The sequence below is a fragment of the Streptomyces naganishii JCM 4654 genome (genome assembly GCF_014650575.1).
Taxonomy (GTDB): Bacteria; Actinomycetota; Actinomycetes; order Streptomycetales; family Streptomycetaceae; genus Streptomyces; species Streptomyces naganishii.
The window spans coordinates 18,253-37,247 of sequence record NZ_BMVF01000012.1 but is presented as its reverse complement, the minus strand read 5'-3'; the positions used below and the strand labels follow the sequence as shown (position 1 = coordinate 37,247).

At 73.4% G+C, this 18,995-nt stretch carries 13 protein-coding genes; 1 reads left to right on the top strand and 12 read right to left on the bottom strand.

Going from position 1 to position 18,995, the window contains the following annotated elements; genetic code table 11:
* Positions 1-46: 46 nt before the first annotated feature.
* The 4 genes from hemW to lepA all read right to left on the bottom strand — a co-directional run bounded on the left by hemW (position 47) and on the right by lepA (position 7,513).
* The gene (gene hemW, locus IE217_RS21885; protein ID WP_190179616.1) at positions 47-1,279 is read right to left on the bottom strand and encodes a radical SAM family heme chaperone HemW; all 1,233 of its coding nucleotides are present in this window, start codon (positions 1,277-1,279) and stop codon (positions 47-49) included.
* Positions 1,280-1,320: 41 nt separating this feature from the next.
* Positions 1,321-3,273 carry an ATP-binding SpoIIE family protein phosphatase gene (locus tag IE217_RS21880; protein WP_190179615.1) on the bottom strand — a complete coding sequence of 651 codons (1,953 nt, stop codon included), beginning with the start codon at positions 3,271-3,273 and terminating at the stop codon, positions 1,321-1,323.
* Between the two features lie 232 nt (positions 3,274-3,505).
* Positions 3,506-5,380: an AMP-dependent synthetase/ligase gene (locus IE217_RS21875; RefSeq protein ID WP_190179614.1), complete on the bottom strand. Its 1,875-nt coding sequence runs from the start codon at positions 5,378-5,380 to the stop codon at positions 3,506-3,508.
* 264 nt (positions 5,381-5,644) lie between these two features.
* On the bottom strand, positions 5,645-7,513 hold the full coding sequence (gene lepA / locus IE217_RS21870; RefSeq protein ID WP_190179613.1) for a translation elongation factor 4: 1,869 nt from the start codon (positions 7,511-7,513) through the stop codon (positions 5,645-5,647).
* 209 nt (positions 7,514-7,722) lie between these two features.
* On the opposite strand from lepA, the gene rpsT reads away from it, so the two are divergent.
* Positions 7,723-7,989, top strand: coding sequence for a 30S ribosomal protein S20 (gene rpsT / locus IE217_RS21865; protein WP_030042978.1), 267 nt, complete (start codon positions 7,723-7,725; stop codon positions 7,987-7,989).
* 194 nt (positions 7,990-8,183) lie between these two features.
* On the opposite strand, the gene holA is transcribed toward rpsT, so the two are convergent.
* The 8 genes from holA to leuS form a co-directional block, all read right to left on the bottom strand.
* Positions 8,184-9,173: a DNA polymerase III subunit delta gene (gene holA, locus IE217_RS21860; protein WP_190179612.1), complete on the bottom strand. Its 990-nt coding sequence runs from the start codon at positions 9,171-9,173 to the stop codon at positions 8,184-8,186.
* Between the two features lie 60 nt (positions 9,174-9,233).
* A complete protein-coding gene (locus IE217_RS21855) occupies positions 9,234-9,479 on the bottom strand; it encodes a hypothetical protein (protein WP_190179611.1) in 246 nt (81 codons plus the stop codon).
* Between the two features lie 4 nt (positions 9,480-9,483).
* Positions 9,484-10,308 carry an arylamine N-acetyltransferase family protein gene (locus IE217_RS21850; RefSeq protein ID WP_190179610.1) on the bottom strand — a complete coding sequence of 275 codons (825 nt, stop codon included), beginning with the start codon at positions 10,306-10,308 and terminating at the stop codon, positions 9,484-9,486.
* 16 nt (positions 10,309-10,324) lie between these two features.
* Positions 10,325-12,871, bottom strand: a complete 2,547-nt coding sequence (locus IE217_RS21845; RefSeq protein ID WP_190179609.1) for a ComEC/Rec2 family competence protein — start codon at positions 12,869-12,871, stop codon at positions 10,325-10,327.
* Positions 12,868-13,665: a ComEA family DNA-binding protein gene (locus IE217_RS21840; protein WP_308432756.1), complete on the bottom strand. Its 798-nt coding sequence runs from the start codon at positions 13,663-13,665 to the stop codon at positions 12,868-12,870. The genes IE217_RS21845 and IE217_RS21840 overlap by 4 nt, the downstream gene beginning before the upstream one ends.
* Before the next feature lie 492 nt (positions 13,666-14,157).
* Positions 14,158-15,003: a DegV family protein gene (locus IE217_RS21835; RefSeq protein WP_190179607.1), complete on the bottom strand. Its 846-nt coding sequence runs from the start codon at positions 15,001-15,003 to the stop codon at positions 14,158-14,160.
* Between the two features lie 72 nt (positions 15,004-15,075).
* Positions 15,076-15,855 (bottom strand): hypothetical protein, encoded by a 780-nt coding sequence (locus IE217_RS21830; RefSeq protein ID WP_190179606.1) that lies wholly within the window; start codon positions 15,853-15,855, stop codon positions 15,076-15,078.
* A gap of 152 nt (positions 15,856-16,007) precedes the next feature.
* The gene (gene leuS, locus IE217_RS21825; protein ID WP_190179605.1) at positions 16,008-18,887 is read right to left on the bottom strand and encodes a leucine--tRNA ligase; all 2,880 of its coding nucleotides are present in this window, start codon (positions 18,885-18,887) and stop codon (positions 16,008-16,010) included.
* Positions 18,888-18,995: the final 108 nt, after the last annotated feature.

Below are 18,995 nucleotides of genomic sequence, written 5' to 3'. Positions count from 1 at the left end.
GGGCGCGGGGCGGGGCCGGGCGTCCGCCGGCCCGCGCCCTGTCCGCTCAGTCCACCAGGTCCCGTACCACCGCGTCCGCCAGGAGCCGCCCGCGCAGGGTGAGCACCGCGCGGCCCGCCTGGTACGGCTCCGGCTGGAGCAGGCCGTCGGTCAGCGCGCGCCGGGCGGCCGCCAGGCCGTCGGGGCGCAGCAGGTCCAGCGGTACGCCCTCGCGCAGCCGCAGCTCCAGCAGGATCCGCTCCACCCGGCGGTCCTCGTCCGTGAGGATCTCGCGCCCGGCGCCCGGGGAGCGGCCCTGGGCGAGCGCCGCCGCGTACGCGCCCGGGTGCTTGACGTTCCACCAGCGCACGCCCCCCACGTGGCTGTGCGCGCCGGGCCCCGCGCCCCACCAGTCGGCGCCGCGCCAGTACAGCTCGTTGTGCAGGCAGCGGGCGGGCTCGGAGGTGGCCCAGTTGGAGACCTCGTACCACTCGAAGCCCGCCGCGGACAGGGTCTGTTCGGCGATGAGGTAGCGGTCGGCGTGGACGTCGTCGTCGGTCATGGGGACCTCGCCGCGGCGGATGCGGCGGGCGAGCCCGGTGCCCTCCTCGACGATGAGGGCGTAGGCGCTGATGTGGTCGGGTCCGGCGGCGAGGGCGGCGTCCAGGGAGGCGCGCCAGTCGTCGTCGGACTCGCCGGGGGTGCCGTAGATCAGGTCGAGGTTGACGTGCTCGAAGCCGGCCGCGCGCGCCTCGGCCACGCAGGCCTCGGGGCGGCCGGGGGTGTGGGTGCGGTCGAGGACGTCCAGGACGTGCTGCCGGGCGCTCTGCATGCCGAAGGAGACCCGGTTGAAGCCGCCCTCCCTGAGGGCCGCCAGGTACGCGGGGTCGACGGACTCGGGGTTGGCCTCGGTGGTGATCTCCGCGTCGGCGGCGAGCCCGAACTCCTCGCGGATCGCGGCCAGCATCCGCACCAGGTCGCCGGCGGCGAGCAGGGTGGGCGTGCCACCGCCGACGAAGACGGTGCGGACCTCGCGCGGGTCGTCGCCGAGGACCTTGCGGGCGAGGCGCACCTCGTCGGCGAGGGTGGCCGCGTAGTTGTCGCGGGAGGCGAGCACGCCGCCGGTGCCGCGCAGCTCGGTGGCGGTGTAGGTGTTGAAGTCGCAGTAGCCGCAGCGGGTCGCGCAGTAGGGCACGTGCAGGTAGAACCCGAGGGGCCGGCCGGCGGCCCCGGCGAGCGCCCGCGCGGGCAGCGCGCCGTCGGCGGGGACGGGCTCGCCGTCGGGGAGTGCGGAAGGCATGTGTCCCATTGTCCAGCACCGGCGCGGTCGCCCCGCCGCCGTCACTCGGTCTGGAGCACCAGCAGGGCCAGGTCGTCCTCGGGAGGGTGGTCGGCGAAGCCGTGGACGAGGCGCTGGATGCGCTCGGCGATCGGTTCGGCGTGCAGGCCCGCGCAGCCGGCCAGGGCGGTGGCGAGGCCGTCGCCGTCGTCGAACTGGCGGGAGCCGGAGCGCCGCTCGGTCACCCCGTCCGTGACGCACAGCAGGGTGTCGCCGGACCTGAGCTCGAAGGTGTCGCAGGTGTACGTCTCGTCCTCGATCACGCCGAGCAGGGTCTGCGGGCGGGCGACCGTGTGGACGTCGCCGTCGCGGGTGAGGACCAGCGGCAGCGGGTGCCCGGCGCAGGCGAGGGTGCAGCGGACGCCGCCGTCGAAGGGGGCGAGCTCCCCGTACAGCAGCGAGAGGAAGCGGGTCTGCGGGCCGTCGCCGGGGGCCGGGGTGCGGCCGCCCGCGGCGACCAGGACACGGGCGGCGGCGTCGGCGGCCTCGGTGGCGTCGTCCAGGAGGAGCTGGTTGAGGCGGTCCAGGACGTCGGCGACGCCGTAGCCCTCGCGGGCCAGCAGCCGCAGCCAGGGCCGGGCCAGCCCGATGACGACGGCGGCCTCGGGGCCCTTGCCCTGCACGTCGCCCACGGCGAAGCACCAGCGGCCGTCGCCGGCCGGGAAGAGGTCGTAGAAGTCGCCGCTCGGGCCGCCCTGGTCGCAGGGCTCGTAGACGAGGGCGCTGCGCATGCCCGGGATCTCGGCGACCGCGCCGGGCAGCAGCCCGCGCTGGAGCACGGCGCTGATGTTGGCCTGGCGCGCGTACTGCCGGGCCGCGCCGATGGCGAGCGCGACACGGCGGCCTAGGTCCTCCACCAGCCCGGTGATCTCGTCGGGGAAGCGGAGCAGTCCGCACCGCCCGACGACGAGCGTGCCGAGCGGGCGGCCGCCGGCGAGAAGGCGGTGGGCGAACGCCGAGCCGTGCGCCCCGCGCGGGCCGAGCGCCTCGCCCGGCCAGGGGAAGGGAACCGGTCCGGTCCCCCAGCCCTCCCCCGGCGGGCGGGGCGGGTCCTTCTCCAGGGCGCGGCGCAGCTCCTCGGCGCGGTTCTCGCTGGCGTGCCAGACCCGGGCGAGCCGCGGCCCGGCCGCACCGGCCTCTCCTCTGCCCTCGGCGGCGGACCCCCAGCGGGAGGCGCCCCAGCGGGCGGTGGACTCGTCCTCCAGCCACACCGCGCACCAGTCGGCGAGCCTCGGCACGAGGAGCTGTCCGGTGAGCGCGACGACCAGGTCCTCGTCGAGCTGCCCGGCGAGCAGGTCGGAGGCCTCGGCGAGGAAGGACAGCGCGCCGCGGCCGAGCCACTCGCGGTCGCGTTCGGCGCGCAGCGGCTCGGGGGCGAGGACTCCCGCGACGTCGAGGCCGCTCGTGCCCGGTCCCTGCTCCTCGGTGCCGTGCGCCTCGGCGTCCCGTTCCCGCTCGGCGGGCAGCCGCGCCCATACGGTCTTCACGCCCGTGCGGTAGGTGACGCCCCAGGCCTCGGCCAGCGCGGCGACCAGGTGCAGTCCGCGGCCGTACTCCGGGGGCTCGTGCCGCGGCTCGGCGCCGCCCTCGCGCGGGGCGCGTGAGGGGTGGTGGTCGGACACCTCCACGACGCACGCGCCGGTCTCCGGCTCCAGCCGGCAGACGAGTTCGACGTCGGTGCCCGCGTGCACCACGGCGTTGGTGACCAGTTCGCTGACGACGACCAGGACCTCGTCGGCCAGCCGGTCCTCGACCGCCGCGCCGAGGCCGCGCCACTCGGCGACGGCCGAGCGGACCAGTGCGCGGGCGGAGCCCGGCGCGAGGGGGCTCCCGGGCAGGGTGGTCCACGCCTCTGTGCGCGCGTCGGTTCGCGCCCCGGCGCGCGGCTGCTGCTGCCGCGCAGGCCCGTCACCCGCGCGGGAGACGGTCTCCCGCTGCGTCGGAATGGCCCCCATCTGCTGCTCCCGGGCGTGCGCGCGAATCGGATCGGTCGATGCCGACAGGGTGACAGACCGGCAGTGCGCGGACGCACCGAGTTACCGAAGTGGGCAGCCGTTCGGGAAATCTGTGCTACGGGAGTGTTCGAAGGACCATGACCCGCGCCCCGCGCCGGAAGGCGGCGCGGGGCGCGGGTCAGGAGCGGGGCTCTCGCGGGCGGGGGGTGCCGATCGCGGGCCAGGCGCGTGGTCAGGCCTCGCGGGTGCCCGCGTACATCTCGTCGATCAGGTGCTTGTACTCGCGCTCGACCACCGGCCGCTTCAGCTTCAGGCTCGGGGTGATCTCGCCGTGCTCGACGTCGAGGTCGCGCGGCAGCAGCCGGAACTTCTTGATGGTCTGCCAGCGCTGAAGGCCCTCGTTGAGCTGCTTGACGTAGCCGTCGACCATCTCCACGGTCTGCGGCGCGGCGACGACGTCGGCGTAGGACCTGCCGTCCAGGCCGTTCTCCTTGGCCCAGTCGAGGATCGCCGGCTCGTCGAGGGCGATGAGGGCGGTGCAGTAGTTCCGGTCGGCGCCGTGGACCAGGATGTTGGAGACGTAGGGGCACACGGCCTTGAACTGGCCCTCGACCTCGGCGGGCGCGATGTACTTGCCGCCGGAGGTCTTGATGAGGTCCTTCTTGCGGTCGGTGATGCGCAGGTAGCCGTCGGGGGAGAGTTCGCCGATGTCGCCGGTGTGGAACCAGCCGTCGGACTCCAGCACCTCGGCGGTCTTGTCGGGCAGCCTGTGGTAGCCCTGCATGATGCCGGGGCCGCGCAGCAGGATCTCGCCGTCCGCGGCGATACGGACCTCGGTGCCGGGCAGGGGCTTGCCGACCGTGCCGGTGCGGTAGGCCTCGCCGGGGTTGACGAAGGAGGCCGCGGAGGACTCGGTGAGGCCGTAGCCCTCGAGGATGTGGATGCCGGCGCCGGCGAAGAAGTAGCCGATCTCGGGGGCGAGGGCGGCGCTGCCCGAGACGCAGGCGCGCAGCCGGCCGCCGAAGGCGTCACGGATCTTGGCGTAGACGAGGGTGTCGGCGACCTTGTGCCGGGCGGCCAGGGCGAAGGGCGCGGCGTGGGTGCCGGTGCGCTTGAAGTTGTCCTGGGTGACCTTGGCGTACTCGCGGGCGACCTCGGCGGCCCACTGGAAGATCTTGTACTTGGCCCCGCCGCCGGCGCGGGCCTTGGCGGCGACGCCGTTGTAGACCTTCTCGAAGATGCGCGGCACGGCGGCCATGTAGGTGGGCCGGACGACCGGCAGATTCTCGATGATCTTGTCGACGCGGCCGTCGACGGCGGTGACGTGGCCGACCTCGATCTGGCCGGAGGTGAGGACCTTGCCGAAGACGTGGGCGAGCGGCAGCCACAGGTACTGCACGTCGTCGGCGCCGATCAGGCCGGTGGAGGCGATCGCCTTCGCCATGTACGACCAGTTGTCGTGCGGGAGGCGGACGCCCTTGGGGCGGCCGGTGGTGCCGGAGGTGTAGATGAGGGTGGCGAGCTGCTCCCTGGTGATCGCGCCGACCCGCTCCTTGATCAGCTCGGGGTGCTTCTCCAGGTAGGCGGCGCCGCGGCTCTCCAGCTCGGCCAGGGTGAGGACCCAGTCGCCGGTCTCGACGCCGGCCGGGTCGATGACGACGACGTGGTGCAGGTCGGGCAGCTCGGAGCGCTTGGCGACGGCCTTGGCCAGCTGCTCGGCGTTCTCCGCGATCAGTACCTTGCTCTCGGAGTCGGAGAGGATGAAGGCGGACTCGTCGGCGTTGGTCTGCGGGTAGACGGTGGTGGTGGCGGCGCCCGCGCACATGATGCCGAGGTCGGCCAGCAGCCACTCCACGCGGGTGGAGGAGGCGAGCGCGACGCGCTCCTCGGGACGTACGCCCAGTTCGATCAGCCCGGCGGCGATGGCGTAGACCCGCTGGGCCGCCTGCGCCCAGCTCAGCGACTTCCAGTCGTCGGGGCCCTCGCCGGAGGCGGGGGGCACCGGGTAGCGGTAGGCCTCGGCGTCCGGTGTGGCCGCCACGCGCTCCAGGAAGAGGGCCGCCACGGACGGCGGACGGTTCTCGATCAGGGTCTGTGCGTCGCTCACGACATCCTCCGGGGCCCGCGACAGTGCGGCGGCTGGCTCAGGTACGGCTGGTTTGACTCACGGTGGTGATCAGGGCTTGTTTAACTCGCGAGTAACTATCGAGCAGGGGATCAGAGTAAAGCGCGACCGGCCACCGCGTAAGGGGCTGTGGCCTGTCACTTCCTACAGAGAGCGACGGGCCGCGCGCGCAGGGGCCCGCCGCGCTTTCGCACGACGGGCCCCTTTTCCACCCGGTTTGCCGGGGCGACCGCGGGTAACCGCCCGTTACTTCTTGCCCTTGGCCGACCCCGCACTGTCATCGCTGGAGAGCACCGCGATGAAGGCCTCCTGCGGAACTTCCACGGAACCCACCATCTTCATCCGCTTCTTGCCCTCCTTCTGCTTCTCCAGCAGCTTCCGCTTGCGGGAGATGTCACCGCCGTAGCACTTGGCGAGGACGTCCTTGCGGATGGCGCGGATGGTCTCGCGGGCGATCACGCGGGAGCCGATGGCGGCCTGGACGGGCACCTCGAAGTTCTGCCGCGGGATCAGCTCCTTGAGCTTGGCGACGAGCCGGACGCCGTACGCGTACGCCTGGTCCTTGTGGGTGATCGCGGAGAAGGCGTCCACCTTGTCGCCGTGCAGCAGGATGTCGACCTTGACCAGGCTGGAGGACTGCTCGCCGGTGGGCTCGTAGTCGAGGGAGGCGTAGCCGCGGGTCTTGGACTTCAGCTGGTCGAAGAAGTCGAAGACGATCTCCGCGAGCGGCAGGGTGTAGCGGATCTCGACGCGGTCCTCGGAGAGGTAGTCCATGCCGAGGAGCGTGCCGCGGCGGGTCTGGCACAGCTCCATGATCGCGCCGATGAACTCGGTGGGCGCGAGGATCGTGGCCCGCACGACCGGCTCGTACACCTCGTCGATCTTGCCCTCGGGGAACTCGCTCGGGTTGGTGACCGTGTACTCGGTGCCGTCCTCCATGATCACGCGGTAGACCACGTTGGGGGCGGTGGCGATCAGGTCGAGCCCGAACTCCCGCTCCAGGCGCTCGCGGATCACGTCCAGGTGCAGCAGGCCGAGGAAGCCGACGCGGAAGCCGAAGCCGAGGGCGGCGGAGGTCTCCGGCTCGTAGACGAGGGCCGCGTCGTTGAGCTGGAGCTTGTCCAGGGCCTCGCGCAGCTCGGGGTAGTCCGAGCCGTCCAGCGGGTACAGGCCCGAGAACACCATGGGCTTGGGGTCCTTGTAGCCGCCGAGCGCCTCCTGGGCGCCCTTGGCCTGGCTGGTGACGGTGTCACCGACCTTGGACTGGCGCACGTCCTTCACACCGGTGATCAGATAGCCCACCTCGCCGACGCCGAGGCCGTCGGCCGGGAGCATCTCCGGGGAGTTGGTGCCGATCTCCAGCAGCTCGTGGGTGGCGCCGGTGGACATCATCCGGATCCGCTCGCGCTTGTTGAGCTGGCCGTCGATCACACGGACGTACGTCACGACGCCCCGGTAGGAGTCGTAGACCGAGTCGAAGATCATCGCGCGGGCGGGGGCGTCCGCGACGCCGACCGGGGCCGGGATCTTCTCGACCGCCCGGTCCAGCAGCGCCTCCACCCCGAGCCCGGTCTTGGCGGAGACCTTGAGCACCTCGTCGGGGTCGCAGCCGATGAGGTTGGCGAGCTCCTCGGCGAACTTCTCCGGCTGCGCGGCCGGCAGGTCGATCTTGTTGAGGACCGGGATGATCGTGAGGTCGTTCTCCATCGCCAGGTAGAGGTTGGCGAGGGTCTGCGCCTCGATGCCCTGGGCGGCGTCGACGAGGAGGATGGTCCCCTCGCAGGCGGCCAGCGACCGCGACACCTCGTAGGTGAAGTCGACGTGCCCCGGGGTGTCGATCATGTTCAGGATGTGCGTGTTGCCGGGGTCGTGGGTGGGGGCCCACGGCAGGCGCACCGCCTGGGACTTGATCGTGATGCCGCGCTCGCGCTCGATGTCCATGCGGTCGAGGTACTGAGCGCGCATCTGCCGCTGCTCGACCACGCCGGTCAGCTGGAGCATCCGGTCGGCGAGCGTGGACTTGCCGTGGTCGATGTGCGCGATGATGCAGAAATTGCGGATCAGAGCCGGGTCGGTACGGCTCGGCTCGGGCACATGGGGAGGGGTCGCGGGCACGCAGGGTCCTGATTCTTGAGGCGTCCGCATACGTGTGCTTGTGCGTCTGCGGTCTCGGGTCGGATCGATACGTAGCTTCCATGGTCCCACGGACGGGGACCCGGGACGGGTTTGGGCCACCGGATGGGCCGCTGGTAGTGTGGGGGGCTGTGTCTCATGCCCTCTCAGCGCGAGGCACATCGGAATATTTCGAAAGAGAAGGCTCATTCGTGGCGAACATCAAGTCCCAGATCAAGCGGATCAAGACCAACGAGAAGGCGCGGCTGCGCAACAAGGCCGTCAAGTCCTCCCTCAAGACCGCGATCCGCAAGGCCCGCGAGGCCGCTGCCGCGGGTGACGCCGAGAAGGCCACCGAGTACCAGCGCGCCGCCGCGCGTCAGCTCGACAAGGCCGTCTCCAAGGGCGTCATCCACAAGAACCAGGCCGCCAACAAGAAGTCGGCGCTTGCTTCCAAGGTCGCGTCGCTCAAGGGCTGAGTTTCCCGACTTGACGCCGGGAGGACCAGAGCGGGCCCTCTCTCATCCGCTCCCGACCGGCACCCCGGATCCATGCGCGGCCTGCGTTCGCCACGCGGGCATGGATCCACGAGCGTGATCGAAGGCCCCGGCCGTCTCCCTTCCCCAGGGACGCGGGCGGGGCCTTCGCCTTGCCCGAGGGCCCGTGGGCTCTTTCAGGACCGTCCCCGTGAGCGCGCCGCGCGGGCGATCGTCACGACGGCCCGCTCCAGGGCGTACTCCGGGTCGTCGCCGCCGCCCTTGACGCCCGCGTCGGCCTCGGCCACCGCGCGCATCGCCACGGACACCGCGTCCGGCGTCCAGCCCCGCATCTGCTGCCGGACCCGGTCGATCTTCCACGGCGGCATGCCCAGCTCCCGCGCCAGGTCGGCCGGGCGCCCCCCGCGCGCGGACATCAGCTTGCCGATGCCCCGCACGCCCTGCGCCAGCGCGCTGGTGATCATCACCGGTGCCACGCCCGTCGCCAGCGACCAGCGCAGCGCCTCCAGCGCCTCCGCGGCCCTGCCCTCCACGGCACGGTCGGCGACGGTGAAGCTGGAGGCCTCGGCACGCCCGGTGTAGTAGCGCCCGACGACGGCCTCGTCGATCGTGCCCTCGACGTCGGCGACCAGTTGCGACACCGCCGACGCCAGCTCCCGCAGGTCGCTGCCGATCGCGTCGACCAGCGCCTGGCACGCCTCGGGCGTGGCCGACCGGCCCAGGCCCCGGAACTCGCCCCGCACGAAGGCCAGCCGGTCCGCCGGCTTGGTCATCTTCGGGCAGGCCACCTCCCGGGCACCCGCCTTGCGCGCGGCGTCCAGCAGCCCCTTGCCCTTGGCGCCGCCCGCGTGCAGCAGCACGAGCGTGATCTCCTCGGCGGGCGCCCCGAGATACGCCTTCACGTCCTTGACGGTGTCCGCCGACAGGTCCTGCGCGTTGCGCACGACGACGACCTTGCGCTCGGCGAACAGCGACGGGCTGGTCAGCTCGGCGAGCGTGCCCGGCCCCAACTGGTCCGGGGTCAGATCCCGCACGTCCGTGTCGGCGTCGGCGGCCCGCGCGGCGGCCACCACGTCCCGCACGGCGCGGTCGAGCAACAGCTCCTCCTGCCCCACGGCGAGCGTCACCGGGGCGAGGAGATCATCGTTCACACTCTTCCTGGCCATCGCGACAAGCATCCCACGCCCCACTGACAACCCGGCCGGGTCCGCACGGGCGCCCAGGCGCTACGGCTCCTCGCGCCAGCCCTCCCATTCGGCGGCGAAGTCGTTCAGGCGACCGGGGTCCAGGCGGCCCTGCTCGTCGTGCAGGAGGACGAGCCACTGGGCGTCTTCCGCGTCGTCCTCCCCGGCCAGGGCGTCGCGGAGGATCCTCGGCTCCTCCTGGAGGGCGAACCGCTCCGGCAGGGCCTCGGCGGCCTCCTCCGCCGCCTCGCGGTCGGGCAGCACCAGCACATGTCTCACATCACTCACGCGCTCATTCTCCGGCAGCCCCGCCGACGGGTTCCCGTACGGCCGGTACGGAGCCCAGCTCGATGCCGAACCGGTCCCGGTAGACCGCGAGCACCTCCTCGTCCGAGTCCAGCTCCCGCACCTCGCGGGCGCCGTCCAGGGCCGTGGTGGTCAGCGTGCGGCCGCTGAGGGTGATCCGCCCGCCGTCCCCGGTGAGGCGGGAGCACACCAGTGACCGTGTGAAGTGCGAGGCGGGCGAGGTGCTGTGCCACCAGGCCCCGGCCGCGAAGTCCCCGAGGACGCGCGGCCTCAGCTCCAGCCGGTACTGCGGCTTCCCATCCCGGACGACGTCGAGATCGGCGTACGGCTCCGGGGCGGGGGCGGACGCCTCCGTGATCCGCAAGGTGCCGCCCGGGTCCGCCTGTTCCCCCCTCTCCCGGAAAGCCAGCGGGAGGTGGCTCAGTGCACCGAAGCCCACGTCGGTCAGCCAGTCGCCGCCGTCCACCGTCCGCACCCTGAGCGCGAGATGGTCGTAGGGGACGCCCAGCTTTCCCCCCTCCCCGTACACGCGCGCCGCGAGCAGCGTCACGTCGAACCCCAGGGCGGTGAGCAGCGCCCCGAACGCCCCGTTGAGCTCGTAGCAGAAGCCGCCCCGGCGCGCGCCCACCACCTTCTCCACCAGCCGCTCCTCCTCCAGCGCGATCTTCTCGCCGAGATGGACCGACAGGTTCTCGAAGGGCACGTGCTCCAGGTGCCGCAGTTGCAGCTCCCGCAGGGCGCCGGAGGTGGGCGCGGCCGGGTGCCCGGCGCCGAGGCGGCTGAGGTAGGCGTCTGCCTGTGCGGCGTTCATGCCCCCAGTCTCGCCCTCACTCGAGCGCCACCCCCAGGCTCGTGCCCTCCCCGGTCACCGCGAGCGCCCCGTCCCGGTCGGTACGCAGCACCATCGCACCCTCGGCCCGCAGCGCCGCGAGGGTGTGCGGGGCCGGGTGGCCGTAGGGGTTGCCGGCACCGCAGCTGATCAGCGCCAGCCTCGGGGCCACCACGCGTATCAGGTCCGGGTCCTGGTACGCCGAGCCGTGGTGGGCGACCTTCAGTACGTCCACGCGGGCCAGGCGCGCGACCGCGGGCGAGCGCGACAGCGCCTCCTGCGCCGGGGGTTCGAGGTCTCCCAGCAGCAACAGCCGCAGGCCGCCGGAGCGGACGTACAGCGTCACGCTGGCGTCGTTGGGGCCGTCCGGGTCAGGGAAGGGGCGCGGCGGCGGCCACAGCACCTGCCAGGCCAGTCCGCCGGTGCGCCGTTCCTCCCCGGCGACCGCGTGGGTGAGCGGGATGCCGTGTGCCGCCGCCTCCCTGCGCACGAACTCCGCCTGGTCCGCGGGCTCCTCGTACCCCGTCGTCTCGATTCCGCCCACCGAGCGGCCCCGCAGTACGCCCGTCAGGCCGGCCACGTGGTCGGCGTGGAAGTGGGTCAGCACGAGCAGCGGGATCCTCGTGACGCCCAGTGCGCGCAGGCACTGGTCCACCCGTCTCGGGTCCGGCCCGGCGTCCACGACGACCCCGGCCCCCGGCCCGGCCGCGAGCACCGTCGCGTCGCCCTGTCCCACGTCGCACATCGCGTACCGCCAGCCGGGCGGCGGCCAGCCCGTGATCACCCGGGTCAGCGGCGGGGGCCGCACCACCGCCAGCAGGAGCAGCCCCCCGCAGACCCCGCACAGCCAGGGGCGGCGCAGCAACAGCCGGCCCGCCGTCAGGACCGCCAGCGTGACCAGGGCCAGCAGCAGCGCCCCGAACCAGCTGCCCGGCCAGTCCACTCCCCCGCCGGGCAGCGAGGCCCCGGTCCGCGCCACGTCCGCGATCCACCCGGCGGGCCAGCGCGCGCACCACGCCAGCGCCTTGGCCACCGGCATGGCGACCGGGGCCGCGGCGAGCGCGGCGAAGCCCAGCACCGTGGCGGGCGCCACCGCCGCCTCCGCGAGCAGGTTGCACGGCACCGCCACCAGGCTCACCCGTGCCGACAGCACCGCGACGACCGGCGCGCACAGCACCTGCGCCGCGGCCGCCGCGCCGAGCGCCTCGGCGAGGCGGGCGGGCACCCGGCGCCGGCGCAGGGACTCGGTCCAGCGGGGCGCGAGGGTGAGCAGGGCGCCGGTGGCCAGCACCGACAGCAGGAAGCCGTAACTGCGGGCCAGCCAGGGGTCGTAGAGGACCAGGAGCAGGACGGTCGCGGCCAGGGCCGGGAGCAGGGATCTGCGGCGGCCGGTGGCCAGGGCCAGCAGCGCCACCGCTCCGCAGGCGGCCGCCCGCAGCACGCTCGGGTCCGGGCGGCACACGACGACGAACCCCACGGTGAGCACTCCCGCGAGCACCGCCGTCGCCCGCAGACTCAGGCCGAGTACGGGTGCCGGCCCGCGGCGCTCGGCCCGCTGGGCGAGGCCCGGCGGGCCCAGCAGCAGTGCGAGCAGGATGGTGAGGTTGCTCCCGGAGACGGCCAGGACGTGCGCGAGGTCCGTCTCCTTGAACGCCTCGTCCAGCTCGGGCGTGATGCGCGAGGTGTCCCCCACGACCAGTCCTGGCAGCAGCGCCCGCGCGTCCGCCGGCAGGCCGTCGGTCGCCGCGCGCAGACCGGCGCGCAGCCGGCCCGCCAGCCGCTGCGGACCGGACGGCCCCGCGACCACCTCGGGCGCGGCCCTGCCCCTGACCCGCAGCACCGCCGCGACCCGGTCGCCACCGCGCACCGGGGGCGCCAGCCGCGCGGTCACTCTCAGCCGTGTCGAGGGCAGCAGGGAGAGCCAGGGTGAGGGACCGGAGCCGGTTGGCGACCCGCCGCTCCTTCTGCCGTCGCCGCCACCGGTGTTGACGAGCATCAGCACCGGAGTCCTGGTGAGCGCGCCCACGGAGTCACCCACTCGCTCGACGCGCCGGACCTCGGCCTCGATCAGCACCGAGGCCGGTGCCATGTGGTCGCCGCTGACGCGGGGGCGGGTGAGCCGTGGGTCCGAGGTCAGCTCCACCTCGGCGGTCACCGTGGCGAACCGCCGCGCGAACTCCGGCACCGGGCCCCGTCGCACGTCCGCCCCGTGCAGGCCGGCGGAGATCGCCGCCGCGGCGGCGGCGAGCAGCACCGCGGCGGCGGAGACACACCAGGTCGCGGTGACCGGCCCGACCCGCGCGGCCGCCCGTCCGTGCCTTCGGCGCCCGCGGGAGAGCAGCAGTACGACCGCCGCGGCAAGGCAGACCAGCGAGGAGCCGGTCACCCACCCCGGCGGGGCGTCCAGCGCCAGGGCCGCCGTCGCCCAGGCGGCCAGCGCGGGCGGGACGAGACGTAGATCGGCGGGTCCTTCCTGCCGGGGATGCGCGGCGCCGAGGGGATGGGCGGAGGCGGCGTGGATCGCCGGGCGGGGACTGGCGTTCATGTCCTCACCAGGCTTCGCAGATCGGCGAAGCGGCGGTCGCCGATGCCGTTGACCTGGCGGAGTTCGTCCACCGAGCGGAAACCGCCGTGCTGGGTGCGGTAGTCGACGATGTGCCGGGCCAGCACCGGGCCCACGCCGGGGAGGGCCTCCAGCTGCTCGGCTGTCGCGGTGTTGAGGGAGACCGGTGTGGTGGGGCCGCCCGGACCGGCCGCGCCGTCGCCGCCCGGGCCGGTGCCCGTCGCGGTCGCCGGGCCGCCGACCACGATCTGCTCGCCGTCGACGAGGAAGCGGGCCTGGTTGAGGCCGCCGGTGTCGGTGCCGGGTTTGACCCCGCCCGCCGCCAGCAGGGCGTCGGCGACCCGAGAGCCCGACGCGAGACGGTGGATCCCGGGATCGCGGACCTTGCCGCTGACGTCCACGACGATCTGCGCGCCGGGCGAGGCGGTGGCACCCGGCCCGGCGACCGGGGCCGCGGGACCGACGGGTCCGGCGCCTCTGCCCCCGCGCTCGCCCTCTCCCTTGTCCCGGCTCTCGTCGTACGGGGCGACCGCGCGCACCGCCTCCGGCGCCCGCACCGGCCGGCTGCGCGCGGACCAGAAGTGCTGGAGGGCGAAGGCCGCGGCGACGGCCAGCACCACCGACAGGGCGAGTACGTTGCGGCGCTCCAGACCGCACCGCGTCTGCATCCACACCGGCAGCCGCTCCCGCAGCACGAGCCCGGCCCGCTCCCGCCAGGCCGCCCGCGCCCCGGCGACACCCGCCGCACCGGCGACGCCCGCCACCCCGGCACGCACCGCCTCCGCCGGTCGTCCGGCACCGGCGTCCGGTCCCGGATCCGCACCCCGCGCGGAACGCACCGGCACCGGCCCTCGTTCCCGTTCCCCCTCCTCCCGCGCCCACGAAGGCGACCGCCGTCCCACCCGCCCCGGCACGGCCGCGGCCGTGGGCGGCCCGCTGCCCGACTCCCGTGCCCCGCCGGGCTGTTCGGCGAACAACGCCTCCGCTCGCCGGCGCAACTCCTCCGCCGGCACATGCCGGTGCCGCTGTCCCCGCCGGACGGGCGGACGCCGGTGGCGGACGCGGCTGTCCGACGCGGGGCCGCGGCCCGGCCCGCTGGTCGCCGTCGTACTGCGTGTGCGTGATCGAAGTGCCATGTGCCGAGCATCCGGCAATCCGCCACATCAGGATGATCTTGGCCGATTTCCGTGGATCACGGCCCCGTTGTGGATAACTCCGCCACCCACACGAGTGATTGGGCGGTGCTGCCGCGCGACTCGCCGGTCAGTTCACCGCGGCGAGACCACGACCCCCAGCAGCCCCGGCCCGGTGTGCGCCCCGATCACCGCGCCGACCTCGCTGACGTGCAGGTCGGCGAGGCCGGACACCCTCGCACGGAGCCGGTCCGCGAGGGCCGACGCCCGGTCCGGGGCGGACAGATGGTGGACGGCGATGTCGACGTCGGCGCCGGACGCCCGCTCGGCCGCGATCTCCTCGAGGCGGGCGATGGCCTTGGAGGCCGTGCGGACCTTCTCCAGCGGTTCGATGCGGCCGCCCTGCAGCTGGAGCAGCGGCTTGACGGCGAGCGCGCTGCCGAGCAGGGCCTGCGCGGCGCCGATGCGGCCGCCGCGGCGCAGATAGTCGAGCGTGTCGACGTAGAAGTAGGCGGAGGTGCCGCCCGCGCGCTTCTCGGCGGCGGTGACGGCCTCGTCCACCGTGCCGCCGGCCTCGGCGACCGCGGCCGCGGACAGCGCGCAGAAGCCGAGGGCCATCGCGATCATCCCGGTGTCCACCACCCGCACCGGCACCGGAGCCTCGCGTGCGGCGAGGACCGCGGCGTCGTAGGTGCCCGACAGCTCCGCGGAAAGGTGCAGGGAGACGATGCCGCTCGCGCCGGACTCGGCGACCTCGCGGTAGGTCTCGGCGAACCGCTCGGGGCTGGGGCGTGAGGTGGTGACGGGCCGTCGCTTCTGCAGTGCCTGCGCCAGGGAGCGGGTCGAGATCTCGGTGCCCTCTTCGAGCGCCTGGTCGCCGAGGACGACGGTCAGGGGCACCGCGGTGATGCCGTGACGCGCCATCGTCCGCGGCGGCAGGTAGGCCGTTGAATCGGTGACGATAGCGACATGGCGGGACATGAGCTGGAGGTTACCTGCCGTAGTGCCCGGGTGGCAGCCCAGCCCCTCCCACCGGGCGGCCGGGTGGCCGGATCAAGTCGTGCTCTCCGGGCGGGGCTTCTTCTGCCAGGGATACACGGGACGGCTCGCCGGCGGTGTGATGGCGGGCCGGACGGGCTCCTCTCGCGGGCCCTTCCGTCGAGCACCCTCCGGGGCCTCCCCCTGAGCACCCGGCCAGGTCTGTCCCTCCGCCTCACCGGCCGGCGCCTCGGGCCACGGCGGCGGTGCGGCAGCGGGCCCGGTGCCGGAGGCGGCCTGGGAGTCCTCCGCACTGGCCCAGTGGCGCAGGGCGCCCGCCTCCACGTCGATCTGGGCGCTCAGCGCGTCCAGGTCGTCGTCGGCGAAGCGGTGGGCCCGGTCGCGGGCCGCCCAGCGCAGCGAGTCGGCCGAGTGCGTGATGCGCCGGGTGCGCTCGCGCAGGCCGGGCAGCCGTTCGGCGAGCGTGGCCCGGTCGGGCTCGGCCTCCAGGCGCCTGAGCTCGCCGTCCAGTTCCCGTCCGTGCGCGCTGAGGCGCTCGAACAGGGCGAGGGACTCCTTGAGGGACTCGTCCTCGCGCGCGCCCGCGTGCAGGGCGTCCTGGGTGGCCCGCATCGAGGTGCGCAGCGTGAGCCGCAGCTGGGCCAGCTCGCCGGCGGGGCCGGGCCGGCCGAAGGACTTGGCGCGCAGGGTGTGGTCCTCGACGGTGCGGCGGGCCTGGTCGATGGTGCGGTCCACGCCGCGCTTGGCGGCGCCGACGACCTTCACGGTCGCGTACGCCCCGAGGACCAGGCAGAGCACGAAGAGCAGGGCGACAACGGTGAGAACTGCTTCCACGGCGCTCCTCCTCCGGCTCAGCGGCACAGAACGCGCCGCTCCTCAACGGTAAACGCAACGGGCAGGTGCGGAGTTCCGGAAGAACCCCGAACCTGCCCGTAGGGGACTACCCCGACACCGGGCGCGACCACGTGCCGCCCGGTGCCGCGCCCTCACGCCGTGACGATGTTCACCAGCTTCGGCGCCCGCACGATCACCTTGCGGATGCCCGCGCCGTCCAGCGCCGCGACGACCTTCTCGTCGGCCAGCGCGGCCTTCTCCAGCTCCTCCCCGGAGATGGACGGCGAGACCTCCAGACGTGCCCTGACCTTGCCCTTGATCTGCACGACGCAGGTCACGCTCTCGTCCACGACGTACGCCGGGTCGGCGACCGGGAAGTCCTGGTGGACGACCGAGCCGGTGTGGCCCAGCTTGTGCCACAGCTCCTCGGCGATGTGCGGGGCCAGCGGGGCGACCATCAGCACCAGCGGCTCGGCGACCGAGCGCGGCACCGCCCCGCCCGCCTTGGTCAGGTGGTTGTTCAGCTCGGTGATCTTGGCGATCGCCGTGTTGAACCGCAGGCCCTCCAGGTCCTGGCGGACCCCGTCGATCGCCTTGTGCAGGGCGCGCAGCGTGTCCTCGCCGGGCTCGGCGCCGGAGACGGTGACCTCGCCGGTGGTCTCGTCGACGATGTTGCGCCACAGCCGCTGCAGCAGCCGGAACTGGCCCACCACCGCGCGCGTGTCCCACGGCCGGGAGACGTCCAGGGGGCCCATCGCCATCTCGTACAGGCGCAGGGTGTCGGCGCCGTACTCGGCGCAGATCTCGTCCGGAGTGACGGCGTTCTTCAGGGACTTGCCCATCTTGCCCAGCAGGCGGGAGACCTGCTCGCCCTGGTAGTAGTACGCGCCGTCGCGCTCCTCGACCTCGGCGGCGGGCACCGCGATGCCGCGGGCGTCCCGGTAGACGTAGGCCTGGATCATGCCCTGGTTGAACAGCTTGTGGAACGGCTCGGCGGAGGAGACGTACCCCAGGTCGTACAGGACCTTGGACCAGAAGCGCGCGTACAGCAGGTGCAGCACGGCGTGCTCGGCGCCGCCGACGTACAGGTCGACGCCGCCGTGCGGCATGCCCTCGCGCGGGCCCATCCAGTAGCGCTCGATCTCCGGGTCGACCAGCCGCTCGGAGTTGTGCGGGTCCAGGTAGCGGAACTCGTACCAGCAGGAGCCCGCCCAGTTGGGCATGGTGTTGGTCTCGCGGCGGTACTTCTTCGGCCCGTCGCCCAGGTCCAGGGTGACGTGGACCCACTCCTCGTTGCGCGACAGCGGGGTCTCGGGCTGGGTGTCCGCGTCGTCGGGGTCGAAGGTGCGCGGCGAGTAGTCCTCGACCTCGGGCAGCTCCAGGGGCAGCATCGACTCGGGCAGCGCGTGGGCGACGCCGTCCTCGTCGTAGACGATCGGGAAGGGCTCGCCCCAGTAGCGCTGGCGGCTGAACAGCCAGTCGCGCAGGCGGAAGTTGACGGTGCCCTCGCCGATGCCCCGGCGCTCCAGCCACTCGGTGATGCGCGCCTTGGCCTCCACGACACCCAGGCCGTCCAGGGACACGCCGTCACCGGTGGAGTTGACGATCCTCGCGTCGTAGGAGTCGAAGGCGTCGTCCCACTGCGAGGTGTCGGTGCCGCGGCCGTCGGTCGGCTCGACCACGCAGTGGACGGGCAGTTCGAAGGCGCGGGCGAAGTCGAAGTCGCGCGAGTCGTGCGCCGGTACGGCCATGATCGCGCCGGTGCCGTAGCCCATCAGGACGTAGTCGGCGATGAAGACGGGGACGCGCTCGCCGTTGACCGGGTTGGTGGCGTACGCGCCGATGAAGACGCCGGTCTTGTCCTTGGCCTCGGCCTGGCGCTCGACGTCGGACTTCGAGGCGGCCTGCGCGCGGTAGGCGGCGACGGCCTCGGCCGGGGTGGCGTGACCGCCGGTCCACACCTGGTGGGTGCCCTCGGGCCAGGCGTCCGGGGTGAACTTCTCCACCAGGGGGTGCTCGGGCGCCAGCACCATGTAGGTCGCGCCGAACAGGGTGTCCGGACGGGTGGTGAACACGGTGATGCGCTCGCCGTCGATCGGGAAGTCGACGCGGGCGCCCTCGCTGCGGCCGATCCAGTTGCGCTGCTGCAGCTTGATGGCCTCGGGCCAGTCCAGCTCCTCCAGGTCCTCCAGCAGCCGGTCGGCATAGGCCGTGATGCGCATGTTCCACTGGCGCAGCTTGGCCTTGAAGACGGGGAAGTTGCCGCGCTCGGAGCGGCCCTCGGAGGTGACCTCCTCGTTGGCCAGGACCGTGCCCAGGCCGGGGCACCAGTTGACGGGCGCGTCGGAGGCGTAGGCCAGGCGGAAGCCGCCCAGGACGTCGGCGCGCTCGGCGGCGCTCAGCTCGCCCCACGCGCGCGTGTGCCCCGGTACGGGACGCTCACCGGACTCGAACTGTGCGACCAGCTCGGAGATGGGCCGGGCCTTGCCGGCCTCCTCGTCGTACCAGGAGTTGAAGATCTGCAGGAAGATCCACTGGGTCCACTTGTAGTAGTCCGGGTCGATCGTGGCGAAGGACCGGCGCTTGTCGTGGCCCAGGCCCAGGCGGCGCAGCTGGGCCTTCATGTTCTCGATGTTGGCCTCGGTGGACACGCGCGGGTGCGTGCCGGTCTGCACGGCGTACTGCTCGGCGGGCAGGCCGAAGGCGTCGAAGCCCAGGGTGTGCAGGACGTTGTGGCCGGTCATCCGCTGGAAGCGGGCGTAGACGTCGGTGGCGATGTAGCCCAGGGGGTGACCGACGTGCAGGCCCGCACCGGAGGGGTACGGGAACATGTCCATGATGAACTTCTTGGGCCGGGCGGCCAGCTCGGGGTCGCCGGCCAGGTCACCGGTGGGGTTCGGCGCCGCGTAGGTGCCCTCGGCGTCCCAGAAGTCCTGCCAGCGTGCCTCGATACCGGCCGCCGTCGCGGCCGTGTAGCGGTGCGGCGCTGCCTCCGCCTGCGTGGCGGCGGCAGCGGGGTTCGTCTCGCTCATGATCCTCAAAGCTCCATCGATCGTCTCTGCCGGCGCTGCGACTTCCCGGAAACGAAAAATCCCCTCGCACAGGAGGGGACGCCGCGCCGATGCCGACCGTCCGAGTCG